Source organism: Bradyrhizobium sp. 142, from assembly GCF_023074015.1.
Classification (GTDB): Bacteria; Pseudomonadota; Alphaproteobacteria; order Rhizobiales; family Xanthobacteraceae; genus Bradyrhizobium.
On sequence record NZ_JADPKQ010000258.1, the window covers coordinates 1 to 19,298 of the forward strand.

Annotated in this window: 9 protein-coding genes and 10 pseudogenes; 6 read left to right on the plus strand and 13 right to left on the minus strand. The window is 58.5% G+C overall.

What is annotated here, in order from left to right:
• Window positions 1-423: 423 nt before the first annotated feature.
• Window positions 424-516: pseudogene (locus IVA82_RS23285) on the minus strand (phosphoenolpyruvate synthase regulatory protein); the annotation flags it as partial.
• 631 nt (window positions 517-1,147) lie between these two features.
• Window positions 1,148-2,491 carry an LLM class flavin-dependent oxidoreductase gene (locus IVA82_RS23290; protein ID WP_247493573.1) on the minus strand — a complete coding sequence of 448 codons (1,344 nt, stop codon included), beginning with the start codon at window positions 2,489-2,491 and terminating at the stop codon, window positions 1,148-1,150.
• A 329-nt stretch (window positions 2,492-2,820) separates the two neighbouring features.
• Between IVA82_RS23290 and IVA82_RS23295 the strand changes: the two are divergent.
• Window positions 2,821-3,072: pseudogene (locus tag IVA82_RS23295) on the plus strand (hypothetical protein); the annotation flags it as partial.
• Between the two features lie 166 nt (window positions 3,073-3,238).
• On the opposite strand, the pseudogene IVA82_RS23300 reads toward IVA82_RS23295, so the two are convergent.
• Window positions 3,239-4,131, minus strand: a pseudogene (locus tag IVA82_RS23300) (IS5/IS1182 family transposase).
• A gap of 176 nt (window positions 4,132-4,307) precedes the next feature.
• On the opposite strand from IVA82_RS23300, the pseudogene IVA82_RS23305 reads away from it, so the two are divergent.
• A pseudogene (locus IVA82_RS23305) lies at window positions 4,308-4,448 on the plus strand (IS630 family transposase); the annotation flags it as partial.
• Window positions 4,449-4,795: 347 nt separating this feature from the next.
• Here the strand turns inward: IVA82_RS23305 and IVA82_RS23310 are convergent.
• From IVA82_RS23310 to IVA82_RS23335, 6 genes and pseudogenes are all read right to left on the minus strand, one after another.
• A pseudogene (locus tag IVA82_RS23310) lies at window positions 4,796-5,189 on the minus strand (IS481 family transposase); the annotation flags it as partial.
• Between the two features lie 84 nt (window positions 5,190-5,273).
• Window positions 5,274-6,926, minus strand: a complete 1,653-nt coding sequence (locus tag IVA82_RS23315) for an MFS transporter (RefSeq protein WP_247493574.1) — start codon at window positions 6,924-6,926, stop codon at window positions 5,274-5,276.
• Between the two features lie 502 nt (window positions 6,927-7,428).
• Window positions 7,429-7,596, minus strand: a pseudogene (locus IVA82_RS23320) (IS630 family transposase); the annotation flags it as partial.
• A 137-nt stretch (window positions 7,597-7,733) separates the two neighbouring features.
• Entirely contained in the window at window positions 7,734-8,891 is a 1,158-nt protein-coding gene (gene pimD / locus IVA82_RS23325; RefSeq protein ID WP_247493575.1) for a pimeloyl-CoA dehydrogenase small subunit, read from the minus strand.
• A gap of 177 nt (window positions 8,892-9,068) precedes the next feature.
• A complete protein-coding gene (gene pimC / locus IVA82_RS23330) occupies window positions 9,069-10,256 on the minus strand; it encodes a pimeloyl-CoA dehydrogenase large subunit (RefSeq protein ID WP_247493576.1) in 1,188 nt (395 codons plus the stop codon).
• A gap of 634 nt (window positions 10,257-10,890) precedes the next feature.
• A pseudogene (locus tag IVA82_RS23335) lies at window positions 10,891-11,046 on the minus strand (acyl-CoA thioesterase II); the annotation flags it as partial.
• Between the two features lie 253 nt (window positions 11,047-11,299).
• On the opposite strand from IVA82_RS23335, the pseudogene IVA82_RS23340 reads away from it, so the two are divergent.
• Window positions 11,300-11,521, plus strand: a pseudogene (locus IVA82_RS23340) (IS5/IS1182 family transposase); the annotation flags it as partial.
• Window positions 11,522-11,801: 280 nt separating this feature from the next.
• Here IVA82_RS23340 and IVA82_RS23345 read toward each other — a convergent pair.
• The 3 genes from IVA82_RS23345 to IVA82_RS23355 all read right to left on the minus strand — a co-directional run bounded on the left by IVA82_RS23345 (window position 11,802) and on the right by IVA82_RS23355 (window position 15,863).
• Entirely contained in the window at window positions 11,802-12,935 is a 1,134-nt protein-coding gene (locus IVA82_RS23345; RefSeq protein WP_247493577.1) for a mandelate racemase/muconate lactonizing enzyme family protein, read from the minus strand.
• An 882-nt stretch (window positions 12,936-13,817) separates the two neighbouring features.
• Window positions 13,818-14,753, minus strand: coding sequence for a TauD/TfdA family dioxygenase (locus IVA82_RS23350; RefSeq protein WP_247493578.1), 936 nt, complete (start codon window positions 14,751-14,753; stop codon window positions 13,818-13,820).
• Window positions 14,754-15,635: 882 nt separating this feature from the next.
• Window positions 15,636-15,863 (minus strand): hypothetical protein, encoded by a 228-nt coding sequence (locus tag IVA82_RS23355; protein ID WP_247493579.1) that lies wholly within the window; start codon window positions 15,861-15,863, stop codon window positions 15,636-15,638.
• A 1,014-nt stretch (window positions 15,864-16,877) separates the two neighbouring features.
• On the opposite strand from IVA82_RS23355, the gene IVA82_RS23360 reads away from it, so the two are divergent.
• The 3 genes and pseudogenes from IVA82_RS23360 to IVA82_RS23370 all read left to right on the plus strand — a co-directional run.
• Complete coding sequence (locus IVA82_RS23360) at window positions 16,878-17,300, plus strand: transposase (protein WP_247493580.1); 423 nt, start codon at window positions 16,878-16,880, stop codon at window positions 17,298-17,300.
• On the plus strand, window positions 17,294-17,647 hold the full coding sequence (tnpB, locus tag IVA82_RS23365) for an IS66 family insertion sequence element accessory protein TnpB (RefSeq protein WP_247493581.1): 354 nt from the start codon (window positions 17,294-17,296) through the stop codon (window positions 17,645-17,647). The genes IVA82_RS23360 and tnpB overlap by 7 nt, the downstream gene beginning before the upstream one ends.
• Before the next feature lie 51 nt (window positions 17,648-17,698).
• Window positions 17,699-18,949: pseudogene (locus IVA82_RS23370) on the plus strand (IS66 family transposase); the annotation flags it as partial.
• A 182-nt stretch (window positions 18,950-19,131) separates the two neighbouring features.
• Here IVA82_RS23370 and IVA82_RS23375 read toward each other — a convergent pair.
• Window positions 19,132-19,298: pseudogene (locus IVA82_RS23375) on the minus strand (IS701 family transposase); the annotation flags it as partial.

Genomic DNA, 19,298 nt, shown 5'->3' on the forward strand with positions numbered 1-19,298 from the left:
GCCTGTGCCGGCTTAACTCGATCGAACCGCCGTGGTACGGACCCGTATGCCCGGTGGTGTGGGAGGGGTGGCGTCGCGAGACGTCCCCCTATCCCGATCATTCCCGTCTGTAAACAGGCCTTAGACCATCCACCTGTTGCTGGCCATGCCCGACGCTGATTCCGGGCTCAGCAAAATGATCTCGAATGGCATAGGCATCATCGTCCATTGGCGGACCAGCAAGCCTCTTGCACGGCAAACATCAAGAATCCTTGGTTCTCGACTCTGTTGATGAAAGCAAACCTCATATCGGGACGGGCGACTGCTTCGCCAGATTGCGGCTGCATCAGCGGCATCGTTCTTTGCTCCCCGCCGCAGATAAGGTTTGACATAGTCAAGCCGCTGAATTTCGGGTGCCCAGTAAAGGGCGGTGGCGCCAAGCCAGTCGCTCACAGACTCGGCTCCCATAGAGAGGAGGCGATTCTGACGGATCTGGATCAGGCGTTCCGGCGTCGCATGCAGGCTATCGACCAGCGGACTCTTTCGGCGCCAGCACGTGCTCAATGCGGAACATTTCGCCGCGCCGGAGACATTGCAGGCAGGTCAGCCGCTCCCAAACAGATCCGTCTGCTGCTGCCATCGCGGTTTTTGCTTGTGTCGGTACCGGCTCCCTGGCATTGCCGTCTGGCGTGACATGAGTCGCCCGGATCTGGTTGTGACAGGCTTTGGATGGGCCAAACCAGAGCAGCTGATGGCGTTCGATCCTCAGCGCCAGATCGAGAAGCGCCGACAGCGCGGGAGGTGCATCGATGCTAGCACCGGCTGAGCTGTCATAAGCTCGGCATCAGGGCGCCGTCCTGTCGAACATCCATACTGGAACTTCCAGCCAACGATCTGCCTGCGACCCGTCCAGGCAGCGAAAACGACATCGTCAGCCTTGTCGACGGTCCCATGAACGCAAACTCGGCGCCCAAACGAAGGACGATGCCGATAGTGAATCTCGCGAAGAACGTTCCTGTACACGTTCTCGAAAGTAGTTGTACTGGCACGCCTGCACGTCAGTCCGCAAGCCACCCATCAGCCGCCGCCGCCTCCGAAGGACAAACTGTTGAGATAGCGATAACGGCTCATCTTCCGATTCGCGCCCACGATCGAGCAAGCCAACTGCTTACGCGTTCCCCATGAAGCGATTGAGCGGCCGATTTAACCCAAGGTTCTCTCTTAGTGTTTGGCCGGAGTATCGGGATCTGAATTTACCCAGCCTACGCAATTCAGGGACGACCAGATCAACAAAGTCCTTGAGCCCATTCGGAACGATTGCCGGCAATACGATGAATCCGTCAGCAGCTCGTTGATCAAATGTATCCACCATGGTGCGGGCAATTTCGTCCGGGGTTCCAACAACCATGAGCTGACCTTTGCTGTCTGATACCAAGCGGATCAGCTGTCTCCAGGTGAGTTTCTGACGTGCGGCCAGGTCGAGGAGCAGTGCCTGCGAGCTCTGGGTCGTATTCGTCCGCGGTAAAGTCTCAGGGACCAACGAGTCAAGATTTATTGAACGAAGATCGGTGACAAACCCGAGCATTCGCTCGGCCAATCCAATTTGCACGTCGAAGTGCATGTAAGAATGCAACTTTCGAAGCTTCTCAGATGCCTCTTCCTTCGTTTTCCCAACGATCGGAATAATGCCTGGCATGACAAGCACCTGATCATCCTCGCGCCCAAGTGCGCGCGCTTTCGCTTTGACAGTAGCATAATATCGTTTGCCACTCTCCAACGAAGGTGCCGCGGTGAACACGACCTCGCCAACTTCTGCAGCGAACCCTATTCCCGTGTCGGACGCGCCAGCCTGAGCCAATACAGGATACCCTTGCGGAGGCCTCGCAATGTTCAGTGGGCCTCTAACCGATAAGTGGTCACCCCGGTGGTTAAGCAAATGCAGCTTCTTGGTGTCAGCGAAAATACCACTTTGCTTCTCGCGAATAAAAGCGTCGTCTTCCCAAGAGTCCCAAAGCCCCTTGACAACTTCTACGAATTCTCTTGCTCGAGCATAGCGTGTGTCATGATCTGGAAGTTCCTTATGGCCGAAATTTGGAGCTTCGAACTTAAGTCCAGAGGTGACGATGTTCCAGGCTGCACGTCCCCGCGATAGGTGGTCGAGTGAGGCGAACATGCGTGCAATATGATAAGGCTGGTTGTACGTCGTGGTCGCTGTCCCGGCGAGGCCGATATCTCGCGTTCTCGATGAAAGCGCCGACAACAACGTGATTGGTTCGAACCCGTCGTTTCGGCTTACGCGAGCTATGTGTTCGTGATCTCGCTCGAGTACACTTGGGCTATCAGCAAGGAATACGAAGTGAAATGCAGCGCCTTCCGCAAGGGCTGCAAGACGAGCATAATGGTCGACATCAACTCCGCCACTCGCTGGCACGCTCGGATCGCGCCATGCAGCTTCGTGAAATCCCGCCTGGATGAGGAATACCCCGAGCTTCAGTTCAGCATTGCGTCCCATGCCGCATCTCCTTTGAATTGAACTAACGCGCGCCGTGTTCAGCTTGATCACGTACATTGGACGGAACGTCATTTCACGACGCTTGATCGCAGCACCCTCGATCTCGACGAGGGTGCGCCTTCCGACAAGCCGCTCCGAGACACATCCTCTGAGGTCAGTGTTGGGTTGATGTACATGCTGAATTGCTTGTAGGGGTTGATAGGTAACCGTCCTGACGCAATTCAACCCATAGATGACGAGTATCTCTATTCAGTTCAACTACTAGCGTTAGTAGTCGACCGAGGCTATTTCTTGTAGCCTCCGAAACGCCTGCTGCCGGCCGCTGGCGCATGGTAGAAATGGACAACTGGGACAGCGACTTCCTCGACCTCGTCGAGGAGGTGCATCTCATCTTCCAGGGCAAGTCCGATGGCGAAATCGCCTTTGGGGTTCTCAAACGGTTCCTGGACGTGCGCTACGGCACCCGCGACGGATCGGCCTGCGCCGAGTTCTCACGAGAAGAACACGACGATAATGATCCGTCCCATGGTCGTGGATGCGTTATGATCGGCAGTGCGGGCAGGCTCGTCGGCCACTTCTACCATCCTCAATGGCGGCCGGGATCGCGTCGCATGGGCTACTGGCGCCCAAAACCTAGTGCGGCTGCCCAAGTTAGTAGCGGAGGCTGGCTTGATGGCCAAGGTGCCTGGCTTCGCCAAGGCTGTATGTACAGAGGCAGTGCGGAGACCGAGTAGGCTGTCGAAGAACTCAGCCGCGTTCGCAAACGAAGGCCGAATCATCGCCACGGAAGCGGGTCTTCTCTTCCCGGCGATTGTCTTGATCCAGCCGAATCCCTCCTCGATCCGCTTGCGGATGCGCTGGGTGACAGCATAGCTGCCGTAGAGCTACGGCCGTTGGTGTTCTGTGCAACGTGCGGCGTCACGTTCATCGAGCGCAGCTCGTTGACGAAGTGTTCTGCATCGCAGGCTTTTCGCGTCAAGTCTGATTGCTGTCGCCCGGTCGGCACGAGGCCCGATCATGTGCAGCGCGTCCACCCGTTCGGCCTGCCTATCGGCCTGCGTCAGACAGGCGTCGATCAGCAGGCCGTGGCGGTTCTCCATCAGCCCGTGCCCAATGAAGCACAGCTTCGTCTCCTTGCCTTTGCCCTTGCGGTCAGCCTGGCGTCCGGATCGGTGGTCGAAGCATGGGAGCGTTTTTTGGCCATGAAAAGTCTGCATGGTCATGCGCCCGCCGCGGCTCGCCGGGGCCATCCTTCGGCTTGACACTCTTGATCGAGGCCCAGGCCTCGATCAGCCGTCAACCGAAAAGTGATCGTTCGACAGAAGCCTCTTCACGTTGGCCTGGGCCAGCATCGCCACCAGCAACTTGGCCGCAATGTAGCCCTCCAGCAACCGGTCTCGGTGCTTGAGAACACCGAATCGTCCCAAGCTGGGTCGTCGACGCCGATTGAATCAACCCGCCGCGCGGAAGTAGGGGCGAGTGTACTGACGAGGCGTCCTGTCGAGAGCGAGTTGGTCTTCGCACCACTGCATCAGCTTCTCCGGCGAGATCGATAGCCGGCCGATCGGTGAATAGAGCGTGGCAAAGCCTCGCTCCAGCGTCTCCAGCGCCTCATTTACGATCGTCCGGACCACTCGCAGCGGATGACAATGATCGCTGTGTGGGCTGTTTTACGAGGGCCCGTCATGGCGCACTCGAACTATCAACAACGAGCAGATGCTGTGGTGATCGGACTGGACGTTGTGGACCGCACTGGTCAATTCGCTTGAGAATGGCCTTTCCCACACCATGATCCGCCGAAGTGGCTACCGTGCGATACCGTGGCGAGAAATTCGAGCTGTCGATTGATCCGCTGTTCGTCGATAAAGTGCGAGATATGGTCCGCCTTTACCTATCCCAGCCGAATATGCCCTTTCTGCCCAGCATCGATGGGAAGAGCCAGATTCAGGCGCTCGAGCCTTTACGTCGAGGCTTGCCCCGGACTCTTCTCCTCTACTTCAGACGATACACCAGGACGAAGAACGTCCTGTTCGGTCGCCGAAAGGGCCTCGAGCAAGATCATTCTGGCACCGGCGCGAACACTCTGGCCGTGTAGGTCGAAAGATCGTCCCCGATCTCGACGCGCGAAGCGGACGTCGAGCTGCAGCGATCACGTGATCTGGACGCTGCGGCGGCCATGCATGGACTCCGGCGGATAGCCGACGGCGTTCCTTGCCGAGCGTCTTGTTCTCGACCAGCCGAAGCATGCGGATTCTGCCTTCAGTCACGACCTCGGCCCGTGTCGTCACATATTTCTTGACGATCGAGGTCGAGCTTGCCTTCAGTGGTCTGAAGCTCAGCGATGCCGATATGAAAATAGCCGATTGGATGAGCTTTGTCTTTTAAGGCTTGCCGCCTTCTCCGGCAATCGGTTGATGCCGTGGCGCTGGAGGCAGCCATGCAGAGAGGATCGTGTCGAGTGCGGCAACTATGTCGCCGGAAAGTAACAATGATTGCTCCCTCCTCCATGGAAAGAACCGTCGACTTGGCTTCCTTGGGCCTGTCGAGCGATCGGTGATGGTCTTGACCTACTTGCACTTCGCGACAATCTTCTGGTTGATGCCGTAACGCTTGGCGAGTGCGCTCAGGCTCTCCAATTTTGTCTTGCTCGACGGACTGCCTCTGTCGTGGTGGCGTAGCCGTGTAGGACTTATCCCATATCGCACCCTTTTCGTGCGACAAAATGCACCATCAAAGCTCGGGACTAAACACCTAGTGCCTCTCGCCGCACTCGCAACCAGTCCTAGAGCACGCTCGCTGCGCCGTCTGGCACATCTTCCTTCGACCGTGCTGATCCGAACGGGCTCTCCAGCATGCGACGGACACGCACGGGCTCAGGGCCGATGTGGAAAGCTGTCGCCTTCTCATCTACCGCGCGCTCCGATCGCGTCCATCGGTTGCGTTGGCGCAAATAATCGAGCCATGTTGGGCAGTGATACCGCTCGGTCCACAGTTCGGGATCAGCGATATCACGCGCAATCGACCAGCCATAAGCGCCGTTGCGTTTCCGACAGAGCCGTACGTCCTGCATCACATTGTGGAAGGCGCGCGCCTTTTCCGTGGCCACCCGATATTCAATCTGAACCACTAGAGGGCCGCTGCGGTAGGCGAGCGGGAGCCGCACCTCGGGATCAGCAAGCATCTCACTATCCTCGCCGCGTTCATTAATCTGCGGCATGCGCAGCCAGCGCCCAAGGAGCGGCAGGAGCAGCATCAGTGCGGCGGAAACGAGCAGCGTGATTGTGATACCGACTGCATCGGTGAGACGGCCACAGCCCCAACTGCCAACGGCAATGCCACCGGAGATCGCAGCCTGCAGAGCCGCGAGAGAGCGGCCCGCAACCCATCGCGGAGCGGAGAGCTGCACGCTAATACTGAATAGAGCCCACATCATCATCGATACCGCGCCCGCCAAGACCAGAGCCGCGGCTGTCAATATCGGATTGTGGCTAAGCGCTACTGTCGCGATCGCGCCGCTCATCGACAGTATGCAATTGCGAACCGCGGTCTCGTCGCTCATGCGCCTACGCATTCCTCCGATGTTAAAAGCGCCTACAACTGCGCCGAACCCGAACGCGCCCAGCATGATGCCGTAAGTTTCTGCGCCACCCTGCAAGAGGTCGCGGGCGGCCAGTGGCATCAGCGCCAGTGTCGCGCTGCCGAGGGCGCCGGTTACGAAGGCGCGAATTAGCACGATCTTGATTGAAGGCGAATTCGCGATGTAGCGCCCGCCTGAGATAATTGCGCGGCTCAGCTTTTCGCGCGGCAGCCGCGACGGCTCCGGGACACGTTTCCAGAGGATCAGCGTCACCATCAGGGGCAGATAGAGCAATGCGTTGATCGCAAAGGCTCCCACTGCTCCCGCAGTCGCAACTACAATGCCGCCGATAGCGGGTCCGAAGCTGCGCGCGATGTTGTAGCTAATGCCATTGAGGGCAATTGCGGCCAGCAACGTCTCGGCCGTCACCTGCTCGTTGACTGAGGATTGCCAAGCCGGACCCGTCAAAGCCATGCCGCTGCCGACCACAAAGCAAAACAATAATAATAGATCCGGCGTGGTACGGCCGGACCAATCGAGCGCAGTCAACGCAGTCGCGCCGCAGAGCGAGATCGAGAGCGCAACCAGCATCACAATGCGGCGATCGTACATGTCGGCAATGGCACCGGCCGGCACAGAGATCAGCATTACCGGCAGCGACAAAGCCGTCTGCACCTGCGCAACCTTATCGGCTGAGGACGCCATCTCTGTCATAGCCCAGGCCGCACCCACGCCCTGGATCAGTATGCCGAGGTTCGACAGTAGGCTCGCCAGCCAAATGCGCCGAAACGTGGCAAAGTGCAGCGGCCCAGTAATGCCGTCGACGCGGGAGATGTTGAGGTTAGGCGAATCGGTCATATTGACTCCTGGCCTGCCCGCGATGCATTGACTCTAGGTCGGATCCGTAGTGGTCGGACACAGTTGATGACCATTAGGTCAGCGAGCTGTTTTGCAGCGCGGTCGAGCGCCTGTAGTTTGCGCATGAGAGTCTCGCGAGCTCCGATAGCGTCCTGAACAATTCCGGCTGACCGGTGCCTGTTAGCTAGTGCGAAAGATCCCGCGCCTCGCCCCCCGGCAGCGAGGGCAACGCACTCCGCGCGTCGAGCTGTCGATTGAGGCGGCATAGCTGCGCTGCTGCCCGGATGGAAGTTCGAAGGGGTCAGGAACAGTGCACGGCGCTCAGATCGAAGTCTTAATTTCGAAACTGCTGCCGCTATCGTAATGATGGACATGACATCGAATTCTGGGGAGCCCCAGATGAATCTATTGAGGCGCTGAGTTCCTAGCCCTTCCATAGTTCCGTCGGAGTGGATGGCTCACGCATTTCATTGAACAACTCGGGTGCAAGGTGCAGTGATTCAGCCACAGACTTGCTCGGCAGGCCGTCGGCATCGCAGGATCGCGCTGCACCGCTCAGATAAGGACCGCGCGACACGCTGACCACCAACTTCCTTTCCAAGTACGCCTGCTCCCGCGAGCTCAGCATCAACGGAGGGATCGGCCGACCTCGCACACCTGCATTCACCACAAGCGCTCTCCTGGATAGAGATTCGAATTGTCATGTAACGTGATGACCTTCTCCAGATGACTAGAACCTAGTCCCGCTGAAGCGTTAGCTGGAACGGAAACAATGCCAACCATCACGATCATTGCGTCGCTGTTGGCTCAGCCCGAACACAGCTCTTGCCAGGGCGCGCTCTCGCTGACGCGGCGAAGGTGATAACCAGTATCGCCAAACGTGTTCTCGATCATGGTCAGGCGTTTGAAATAGTGGCCAACCTTGGCCTCCATGGTCATGCCGATGCCGCCGTGCAGTTGAATTGATTGCTGGCCGATGAATTTGGCGCTCCTGCCGACCTGAACCTTTGCCGCTGCTACCGCACTCGCGCGGCTGGCGGCATGGTCGAAATTGGCAGCCATAGTGGCGAACATCGACATCGAGCGCGCTTGTTCGATCGCGACGAACATGTCGGCGGCGCGGTGCTGCAGGCTCTGAAAGCTGCCGATAGGCACGCCGAACTGCTTACGCGTCTTGAGATATTCCACAGTGATCTTAAGCGATTCATCCATGGCGCCGACGGCTTCCGCGCAAAGCGCGGTACGGGCCTCGTCGACCACGTACTCAATCAGCGGCAGCGCGTTTTCTGGATCGCCAATCGCAGCGTCCGTGCCGACCTCTACGCCGGTGAAGGTGATGTCGGCGGCGTGCAGGCCGTCCTGAGTCGGATAGGTCTTCTTCGCGATGCCCTTGGCGTTGGCGGGAACGAGAAAGACGCCGACGCCACTCTTGTCGCGTCGCGCGCCCATGGTGCGCGCCGTGAGAACCAGAGTGTCGGCGTTCTCGCCGTTGATCACGACTACTTTCTCGCCGTCGACGACCCAACCGTCGCCCTTGTTCTTCGCCGACGTGGTGATGTCGTGAAGATCATAGCGGGAGTTCTTCTCGAGCTGGGCGAAAGCAAAGGTCTTGGACCCACGTATGATCGAGGGCACGTGCGCGGCCTTCTGCGCGGTCGAACCGCCATGCCGCAGAAAGCCGCCGCCGATCACGACAGTCGGAAGATAGGGCTCCAATACCAGCGCGCGGCCGAGCGCTTCCATGACAATCATGCTCTCCACCGCGCCGGCGCCGAAACCGCCATCACTTTCCGCAAAAGACAGGCCAAGCAGGCCCTGCTCCGCGAGGCGACTCCAGATGACTTTGCTCCACCCGCCTTTCTCCTTCCTGTATTTCTTACGCGCCCCGAAATCATAGACGTCGGTTAGAAGCCCATCGACGCTTTCCTTGAGCAGCCGCTGCTCCTCGGACAAATCAAAATCCATGTTGTCTGGTTCCTCTAAAACATCTCTGCGGACCTTCCCTTCAGCTTGCCCGCTTTTGTTCGGCAGAACCTCAGCGAAGGCGGATGCAGGGAGAGGCCGGCGCGTACGGCCGGGGTAAAGCGATCCTTCCGCGAGCGTGCGGGGGCCGCCGTCTGCCGCGTCACCCAGGGAAGGGCACTAAAGTCCCAGCACCGCCTTGGCGATGATGCTACGCTGAATCTCGTTGGAGCCGCCATAGATTGAGACCTTGCGGGTGTTAAAGTAGCTCGGCGCGATCTGCGCGGTCCAATTCATTGCCTCGTTTGAAGAGCCGAAATTCTCATGGTAGGGGGCAGCAAACGGCCCGACCACTTCCATCAAAAGTTCGGTTGTAGCCTGCTGGAGTTCCGAGCCTTTGATCTTCAGCACCGAGGAAACCGGATTCAGCTTGCCTTTGCCCTCGGTCCTGTCATCAGCAAGAATGCGGAGCTGCGTCAGTTCCAGCGCCTTCAGCTCGATTTCGCAGAAGGTCAACCTCTCACGAAAGGCGGAATCCTCAATCATCGGCCCCCCCTCGGATACGAACTTCGAGACCACCGCTTTAAGATGGCGTATGCGCTCTTTGGAGATGCCGACACGCGCCATTCCGGTGCGTTCATTTCCGAGCAGGAACTTTGCGTAACTCCAGCCCTTGTTCTCCTCGCCGACCAGATTTTCCACGGAGACCTCAACGTCATCCAAGAATACCTCGTTGACCTCATAACCGCCGTCGATGGTCTGGATCGGACGCACCGTGATGCCCGTGCTCTTCATGTCGACTAAAATGAAGGAGATGCCGCTCTGGTTCTTTGCGCTCGGGTCGGTGCGGCAGAGGCAGAACATCATGTCGGCATATTGGGCCAGAGTGGTCCAGGTCTTCTGGCCGTTAATGACGTACTTGTCGCCCTTGCGCTCAGCCTTGGTCCTCAGCGACGCTAGGTCTGAGCCGGATTCCGGCTCGGAAAACCCCTGACACCACCAATCGTCCATGTTGGCGATGCGCGGCAGATAAAGCTTCTTCTGCGCTTCGTTGCCGAAGGTATAGATGACTGGCCCAACCATCGAGACGCCGAAGGCGAGCGGCGCTGGCGCGGGATACATCTGAAGCTCCTCCTTGAAAATATAGTGCTGCACCGAGGTCCAGCCTGTGCCTCCATGTTCCTTCGGCCAGTGGCTGACGCACCAGCCATTCTTGTTGAGGATGCGCCACCAGGCGACCATCTCGTCTTTCGACAGATGCCGGCCTTCAACCAGCTTATATCGCACTTCCGGCGGCACGTTTTCCCTTAGGAACTCCCGCACCTCCTTTCGAAACGCCTGCTCTTCTTTTGTAAATGCAAGATCCATCAGATCCTCCCGGAAGAGATTTGTCGGCGAGCTATTGAGCTCTTGCTTCCGACTCGTGCGTGAAATCAGCAGTTGGAATAGCTTCTGCATGGACACGGAGCTAACAAGCGTACCGGCGCACAGAACGGGCACACGACTCGGCCGAACTCCAATATCTAGTCCCGGGTGATGCCAAGCATTGAGTCTCGTCCGGCAAATGCTGGACGAGATAAGGATCGCGATCTTGGCCGATGCAGCTAATATGCTCTGTGAGTAGCCAGCCTCGTCAATGCATCGGTGCGACATAACGAAGTGATTTGTTTCACTAAGGGCATATTTCTCTCTGCCAAAAGTTCAATGATGGGCGGGTATTCCGGCGTGCTCGTTTTCTCTTTCGGCCCGTGTTACGCGTCTGATCACATAAGCACTCCCTCGCTCAGTGTTGCCGCCTTTCAATAGCAATGACCGTGCCAGCACGTTAGAGCTCTTTAAGCTTCTTAATCCGCTGGGTTCGCATGCTGAAAACTGTTTTGATCCCGACAGCCGCCATATCGCTGTCAGAAGTCGCACAAAACAGAGCGGCCATCCGCTCGGCATGCCCGTCAGCCTGCGTCAGGCAGGCGTCGACCAGCAGGCCGTGGCGGTTCTCCATCAGCTCTTGGGCGACAGACGCGACCAGCGTACCGTTCGGCTTGAAGATCAGGCCGCGCGTGAGACCGCGTCCGCCCTGCGCACTCGGCGACTCGTGCGCGTAAAGCAGCCAGTCGTCGGCACGAAACCGGCAATGAAACCAAATTGCGCGGTCGAGACTAACCAGCATCGTCCGGTTGTCGAACGGCGCCCGGCGATGGCTCCAGCTTCCGTGGTCGTGATCGCGTCGCATGGGCCTTTACCTTCGCTGCCACCGTCTACAATCTGCTGCGGCTGCCCTGCGCCGAGTTCTCATGGGAAGGGCACGACGAGAATGATCCGTCCTGCGCTCGCGGATGCGTTATGATCGGCAGCGCGCGCAGGCTCGTCGGCCACTTCTACATCCAGAATGGCGACTATTCAGCCTTCGTGCCGACCGGCCGACGGCGATCACGCTTGGCGCCGACAAAGCCTACGATGCAGAAGACTTCGTCAACGGGCTGCGTTCGATGAACGTGAGCCGTATATTGCACAGAACACCAACCGCCGTAGCCCTGCGATTGACGCGCGAACGACCCGGCACGGCGGCTACGCCGTCAGCCAGCGCATCCGCAATTGAGGAGGCATTCGGCTGGATCAAGACGGTCGCCGGGTAAGAGAGGACCGTACAACCAACCAATGTATCCACTTTTTGTCGGCACGTCGGTCCAGACATCGTAATCACATCCGAGTTCGCCCAGAACAGAGTTTAGACGACAGCACCACGCAGGTCAGCGCGTTGACGATCGTACCCGAGTGGCCAAGCGGGCCGAGTACTGGCACAGCATCGCTTCGCCACGAAGCGGATCATCCGATGTTTGGCGCAAGTCGCGAACTCGGCTGGCTGACCAACGCCTGCAAATCCAGCGATTCTAGAGCTGCGCGACGACTAGCGCATTACCGCGCAACAAATCGCGCCAGTGCCTTGCGATCAATCTCGATGCCGAGGCCGGGTCCGTCGGGCACGCGGACGATGCCACAGGCGTGCTCGATCGGCTCCACGAGGATCGCCTGCCGGATCGGATGCTCGGTGCGATCGAATTCAAGGATCGGCTCGATGGGATTAAGCGAAGGCGGCGTGTGCGGTGGCAGAACGGCAAGCAGGTGGAGGGACGCTGCGATCGCAATCCCGGTGCCCCAAACATGGGGGTTATAGCGGATGCCGAAAGCTTCCGCCATATCGGCGATCTTCTTGCACTCGGATAGGCCACCCGCGGCACAAGTGTCCGGCTGAGCGATGTCGAGGGCGCGGGAGACGAACAGCTCGCGAAAGCCAAAGCGGGTAAACTCACATTCGCCGCCGGCGATTGGAATCGACAGCGCCAACTTTACCGCACGATAGCCAGCAATATCCTCTGGTGGCACCGGCTCCTCGAACCAGCTGACGTCGTACTGCTCGATCATCCGTCCCAGACGGATTGCAGCGATACTATCATAGGCGTGATTCGCATCCACCATCAGTGCCACGGACGGGCCGATTGCTTCGCGCACGGCGCGCGTAGCGGCCGTATCCTCGTCGACACCAAAGCCGACCCTGAGCTTGACTGCAGAAAATCCTTCGGCAACGTATCCGGCAGCTTCCTCAGGGAGATAGCGGATCGGGTCGCCTTCTTTGCGCCGATAAAGGCCGGTAGCGTAGGCCGTTATCTCATTGCGCTCCGCGCCGCCCAGCAACTGATGCACGGGAGCGCCAAAATACTTGCCCTTGATGTCCCACAACGCAAGATCGATGCCGCCCAAGCCCTGAATCACCACGCCCTTTTGACCGTGATCACGCAGCCGCGCATAGATCATGCGCCAGAGACTGTCGGAGTGGAGCGGATCCTCCCCGATCAGCCATGGTGCGACGCAATCGACCACAGCGGCCGTTATCTGCGCCGGGCCGTAACATTCGCCCCAGCCGACGACCCCCTGGTCCGTCTGGATTTCGACCAGCATAGCCGTACGCGTGTCATACCAAAATCGCGAACAGGCAGCGGATTGCGAGAGCGATGCCTGAAGGATGTAAGTGCTTACAGCGGTGATCTTCATCGGTTTTCCGTTTTGGGTCGAGTTCAATTTGCTCTTGCACATTCATTGAGACCGCGCCTCCGCGTTTCGCTCAGTAGGCGCCTTTCTCTTCCAGAAACTCGATCAGCGAGACGACTTGACCGACTCCGGATCAATAGCTCGAGCAGCAGCTTTTTCTATTCTCCTGTCAGGGAATTGGGGGACGCAGTGACGCTTAGGATGGGCCCTCGCGATGGAGGACTTGTCTGCGACAGATGACGTGCGGTGTTTAGTTACGCCGAAAGCATATCGCTCTCCATCAACCGCAGGATGAGACAGCTGTTTCCGGCTGCTCGTTTCTCTCGGGTTCGTCTTACGCCACTGATTAGAGTCCGCCCTCCGCTCAGTTTGTATTGCCAGCCTCAGTAGCAACGACCATGCCAGCAGCGTGACTCGTTGCCGACGGAAGCTCGCGGCGTTACAATACCTCTCTCATCCCGCCCTTGTCGGATGCAGAGGTAGCGATTAAGAATCGTTAGTTGCTAGAGCGGGCTGGTCTTTTTGACGGCCCCGAGGTGTTTGCTGCGACGATCTTGCCACACGCGTCGCGCACAGGCCTTTCTCAAAGGCGTTACGGCTGTGGAGCGGCGCTGACAGCGACTTGAAAGGCGCTTTGCTACGATCAGGAACGCACCCCCGAGTTCATGTCAGGCGCAACGGCTGCCTGGACAGCAAAGGGCCCGAACGCTGGTTGTTTTTCCGAACTGTTTTAGCTTGGTTTGCGCGTCCGAGATCTTTGGCGACTTCCTGAAATTACCAACCGCCTTTCTCGTGAATGATCTGTCGCAATGCGGCTCAACCGCTGCGTGGCCCGACGAGACGGTCAGCCAAGCGGGGTCTGGATAGGCCGCATGTCCGTGACATCTACGAAAGCGTCAGTTTCGCGGACGGCTGTTTGGCGGCTTTGATGCGCGTTACGCTGCGCCGGCCGTCGACGCTCACGGGCACTTCCCCGTCAATGGTTGCGCGACGCACGACCCGATGCTGAGCGCCGTAGTCATTGACCGCGTAATGTTGAGTGGCGCGGTTGTCCCAAATCGCGATATCACCTTCCTTCCAATTCCACCGCACGGTGTTTTCGGGAGCTGTGATATGTGACTGGAATAGGTCGAATAGCCTCTGGCCATCATATTTTGGAATACCAATAAAACGCTGGACCAGATCGCCGAGCACAATCGTACGCTCGCCGGATTCGGGATGGACACGCACCACGGGATGCTCAGTCTCATAGATCGTTCTGGTGTAGATCTCGTCAAAATGCTTCTTATCAGCCATGCTGGCGCGGGCCATTACAGTGTAGTCGTAGGCATTGCTGTGAACGGCCCAGAGCTCGTCAGCAAGCCGTTGAAGCGGCGGCGGCAGTTCGAGATAGGCGGTCGCGGTGTTTGACCAGACCGTATCACCGCCGAATGGTGGAATTACAACACCGCGCAGCACTGCAATTTTGGGATAGGCGTCCACGAAAGTCACGTCGGTGTGCCAGAAGTCGGCCCGGCTACCGCCGCAGGCAGAATCAAGCTCAATCATCGAAGCCGTTCCTTTGGTGACATTGATTGTCGGATGCGGCACAAGCTTTCCCAAGCGCTGAGCGAAGCGCTCCTGCTCTGCGTCATCGAGATGACCCTGCTGACGGAAAAAGATGACCTTGTGCTCGAGGAGAACCTTATTAATCGCGGCGATCGTCTGGTCAGGCAGGTCGCCCGACAGTTTGATGTTCCTGAGTTCAGCGCCGATACGGGCTGCGCGTTTGACGACGTCCGTACGCGGAATGACATTGTTGCTCATACTCGTTTCGTTCATCGTAGTACTCTCCTGATTTTGAGCTTCTTCGCCAGAAAGAACCCAATCAGCCGTAGCAAAGTTCGTACCACAGCGATTGAACACGCCCTGAAGCTCGCCGGTGTCCGTTGCGCGTGCGAAATGCCTTGAAAGAAGATGATTGTGCCAGGCTCACTTCGACGGCTCTCATGAGAAACCAATTCGATCAGAAAAGCGGACGATGAATCAGTCGAATCGGCTCTCACGAATCCATGATGGCCGCGATGATATTGGCCGACCGCTCGCCCGCACGGGTTCACGCCGCTCCCGGCAGGCAAGGCTTCCTCTCGTGTCAATCGCGAACGACTCTGACACGCAAGCTGGCGCGTGATGCATTGGAGCACTCCTTCAATGCGCCTCCACTGCTTTGCCGCGAAGAGAACCAAGCTGCATACGATTGTACATGCGGACGCTGATATTGACTGCTGTGCAGCAGACCCGTCCGTCCGAATAAACGAGCCGCTCGCCTCGCATGCCGCCGAGTTCGCAGGTTCCGCCATCCACCTGCCTAGTGTCGGATCGCGGACACATTGTGCGGCTTTCGATCGGATAGATTTCAACGGCGATGTCGTGGCTGCTTCTCTGCAGTGAGGTCGTCGCGTTGGTACCACAGACTGGTGCGAAGTGGCTGCATTTGGAAAGATCGCTGACGCTTATGGGCAACCGCCTCATTTTGTTGGGATGCCAAGCAACGCTGCGTCAGTAGCGAAATCTTTTGTCAATCATTCATTTACCGGGGAACGTGTCATCTGCACCGATTTGTTCAGCTGGTGTTGGCTCCAAATCACCCGCCCGAACCATCTTTTTAGGTCTGTCAGAAACGGAACAAGATACCGGGCGTTCGTACACGAAGATTGCCGGTATTTACCATGGCGTGCCCAGTTGTCGTCGGCCAGGCACGGCATGGAAGCAGCGGATCACTGCCTCTCGCTGTGCATCGCCGGACAGCAGCAAGCCCCGGCCGCCCGTCTTGGCATGCGCCGCCACGCGGCGTTCGTGGAGACAATCATCGCCGAGGTAGTTAATATCGGACGCCTTGAGAGCCTCAGCCGACTCTCCGGCTTCATTGATGCGCATATCCGTATTGCGCAACGACCCGTCCAGCCATCGCTGCTACCACGCCAAATACGAAATCATGGCAAAAGGGCTCCCGATTGCTACTCCTGCAACGATTTTGGGTATGCCTGTCCAGATGCTGTTCGCGCTTAACCCATCCCAATGGAAGGCTATTACCGGGCATAATCTTATAGACCGTCGTGAGGATGGGCATGTTGGAGCGGGTCAGCGCCAAACACCTCTGCAAGATGCTCTGTAAAGCTGGGGGTAAAAGTTCATACGCTCGAAGGGCATGTAAAACGCGAAGTCGATTTTTGTCGAGGTCCATCAAAGCCGATTTCGTGAGTTTCTTGGGAAAGTTGGAGACGTTGGGCGCTTTTGTTGACGTGATCAGTGCGATTGAGCCAGTTGTGGCGGCGGCATGATCATATAGCAATTGTCGGACGTGCAGCGGATCAACTAGGCTATTCATGTCTGTACTCTGGCCGATATAGCGAATGCGGCGATAGTATTGCTGTACACCGTCAACAGCGATCGGGACACTACCTGGTCAGGTGAGGAGTACATTCGCGCCGACTGCGGCGCATCAGAGCCATCTGAGGTTCAATGGACTGACGATCGAAGACTTGCGATCATTCGAGCCGTATAGGCCCCGTACTCGCTATGGACACGGCCGATGGGAAATGAATGCGGCACGCAAGTTACCGAATGTCTCTCGAGCCCAGGAACGGCCAGGCGGTGAACACCTTGTTGATCCGGAAGAGATCTGCCGAGGGACGTCTGAGCATGGATCTGAAGAAGCACAAGATGGCATGACGCCAAGCGGCCTGACGGTGCTCAGGCTTACCATTCGATCGCAACCTCACCGCGGTCTGCCGACCGCTGCGCTTCTTGCCCGTGATGATGGAGAAGGCGACTCCGAGGAACTGGCGCCGCGGACCCATGATCGCCTCTCTTGAACTGTAAGCGTGGCGCCGAGGCCCTTCAGATTCTCTGTGCGCAGCCTTGGGAGCACGGTTAGAAGAGTCATCTTCGGCAAGGGTGCTCATAATGGACGACCATTCGGACGACATAAGACGACCGTTGACGCAGCGTATCGAAGTGTATGCTGGCGCAGGCCGGAAGCAGTGGCCGGATGATTTGAAGGCACAGATTGTCGCGGAAAGCCTGGAGCCAGGTGCGGTTGTAACAGATATCGCACGCCGCCATGGCTGCCGGCCGCAGCAGGTGCATGACTGGCGGCGCCGGGCGCGTTCAGGTCAACTGGTGCTGCCGGCTTCGGCGGATACACTATCATTCGTGCCTTTGGTGTCGGAGACGTCGCTGCCGGCGGCTGCCGCGCCCTCCGGATCGCCGGAGGCTGCCGCTGTTACGGTTGAGTTCCTGGGGGCACGGGTGGAGGTGCGCGGAACGCCTGGGCTTGCCGTGCTGAGTGATGCGTTTGTCGCATTACGCCGGACACGTTCATGCTGACGGCTCCCGCTGGCCTTATGATTTACGTTGCGACCCGACCTGTAGACTTCCGGAAGGGCGCGGATGGCTTGGCACTCTTGGCGAAGGACACGCTGGGCCACGATCCGATGAAGGGCGTGGCAGTGGTCTTCCGTGCGAAGCGTGCCGATCGGGTGAAGATCGTCGTTTGGGATGGCAGTGGCCTTGTGCTGTACTGGAAGCGGCTTGAGGGCGGCGCCTTCAAATGGCCGCCGGTTGTTGACGGTGTGATGCGGATGAACGCCGCGCAGCTGTCGGCGCTTCTGGCCGGCATGGATTGGACACGCATGCACGCACCTCGAATCCCGCAGCCGAAAGCACTTGCGTAGGGCATAAAATCTTCGCTGCATCGGGGCGCGAAGCATGGCAGACTCGGGCCAATGAGTGATTTGCCTGATGTGCTGCCGAGCGATCCAGCCGAGTTGCGTGCCTTTGCCGCAGCTCTGCTGGAGCGCTGCGCCAGACTCGAGCGGTTGCTCAAGCTTGCAAAAGATGCGCAGTTCGGTCGATCCTCGGAAAAGCTTGACGCTGATCAGCTACAGCTTGTTCTGGAGGATATCGATCAGGCCGTCGCGGCTCTCGAAGCAGCCGAGGATCGTGCCAATCCCAAAACATGCGAGAAGAGAGCTGCCGAGCGCAGGGCCAATCGCGGTCAGTTGCCGGAGCATTTGCCACGCATCGTTGAAACGCTGATGCCGGCTGCAACCTGCTGCCCGTCCTGCAAAGGCGATCTCGTTGAGATTGGTCACGATGAGAGCCAGAGGCTGGACGTCGTACCGGCGCAGTATCGCGTAATCGTCACCCGCCGGCCCAAACTGGCCTGCCGCGCCTGCCAGGGCGTCGTTCTCCAGCACGCTGCTCCCGAGCGACTGATCAGGGGTGGATTGCCTACCGAGCGGCTCGTCGCGCATGTGATCGACGCCAAGTATCATTGGCATTTGCCTCTCTACCGCCAGGCGCAGATGCTGGCGACCCACGGAATTGCCATTGATCGTTCCACGCTCGCCTTCTGGGTCGGCTACGCCGCCCAGGAATTGAAGCCCTTGTGGCATCGTCTGCGCGAGCTTCTGCTCGGGTCCCCGAAGCTCTGTGTCGATGAGACCCCGGCGCCGGTGCTGGATCCGGGGCGCGGCAGGACCAAAACCGGCTACTTCTGGGCGCTCTCGCGCGATGACAGGCCTTGGGCCGGACCTGACCCACCTGGCGTGGTTTACGTCTATGCACCGGGCCGCGGCGCCGTTCAGGGCTTGAGGCTGCTTGAGAGGTACCGCGGCATCATCCATTGCGATGGCTATGAGGCTTACAAGACCATGACCCGAGAGACGCGTGCGGACGCCCTGTCCGGTACGCTCGCCTTCTGCTGGTCGCATCTACGGCGCCAGTTTGTGAAGATCGAGCGCGAGGCTTCGCCGGCACCGGCTCCGGTTGCCCGCGAGGCCCTCGAGCGTATCGCCCAGCTCTACGCGGTCGAGAAAGCCCTCCGCGGCCGATCGGATGCCGAGCGTCGCGCGGGCCGACAAGCGCATGCCCGGCCTCTGGCTGCAGCCTTAAAGCAGTGGTTTGAGGCGACGCTTGATCACCTTGCGCAGAAGAGCGACACGGCGAAGGCTTTGCGTTATGCGCTGCGTCATTAGGACGGCCTAGCATTACAGTTGTCTTTTTGATTTGACATGAGCGCGTTGAGCGGCAGCCTGATGAGCTCTGCGCCAGAAAGACCATGCGATGATACGTGCGGGTTGAATACGCTTTCGAGCAAGTCTGATGGCAATGCGGCGGATTTCCTGGATTGACCAACGGATCAGCGGCGGCGTGGTTATGCTTTGGCTTTTGCCGGGGGGCGGCGTTTGGTTTTTTTGGGCGGTGGCGGATTAGCGCGATGTCGGATCGCGGCCATCATGGCGAAGGCGAGCATCACCAAGGACACATGACGGTGCCAGCCATGCCAGGATCTGCTCTCGTTGTGATCCAGCCCGAACCCTT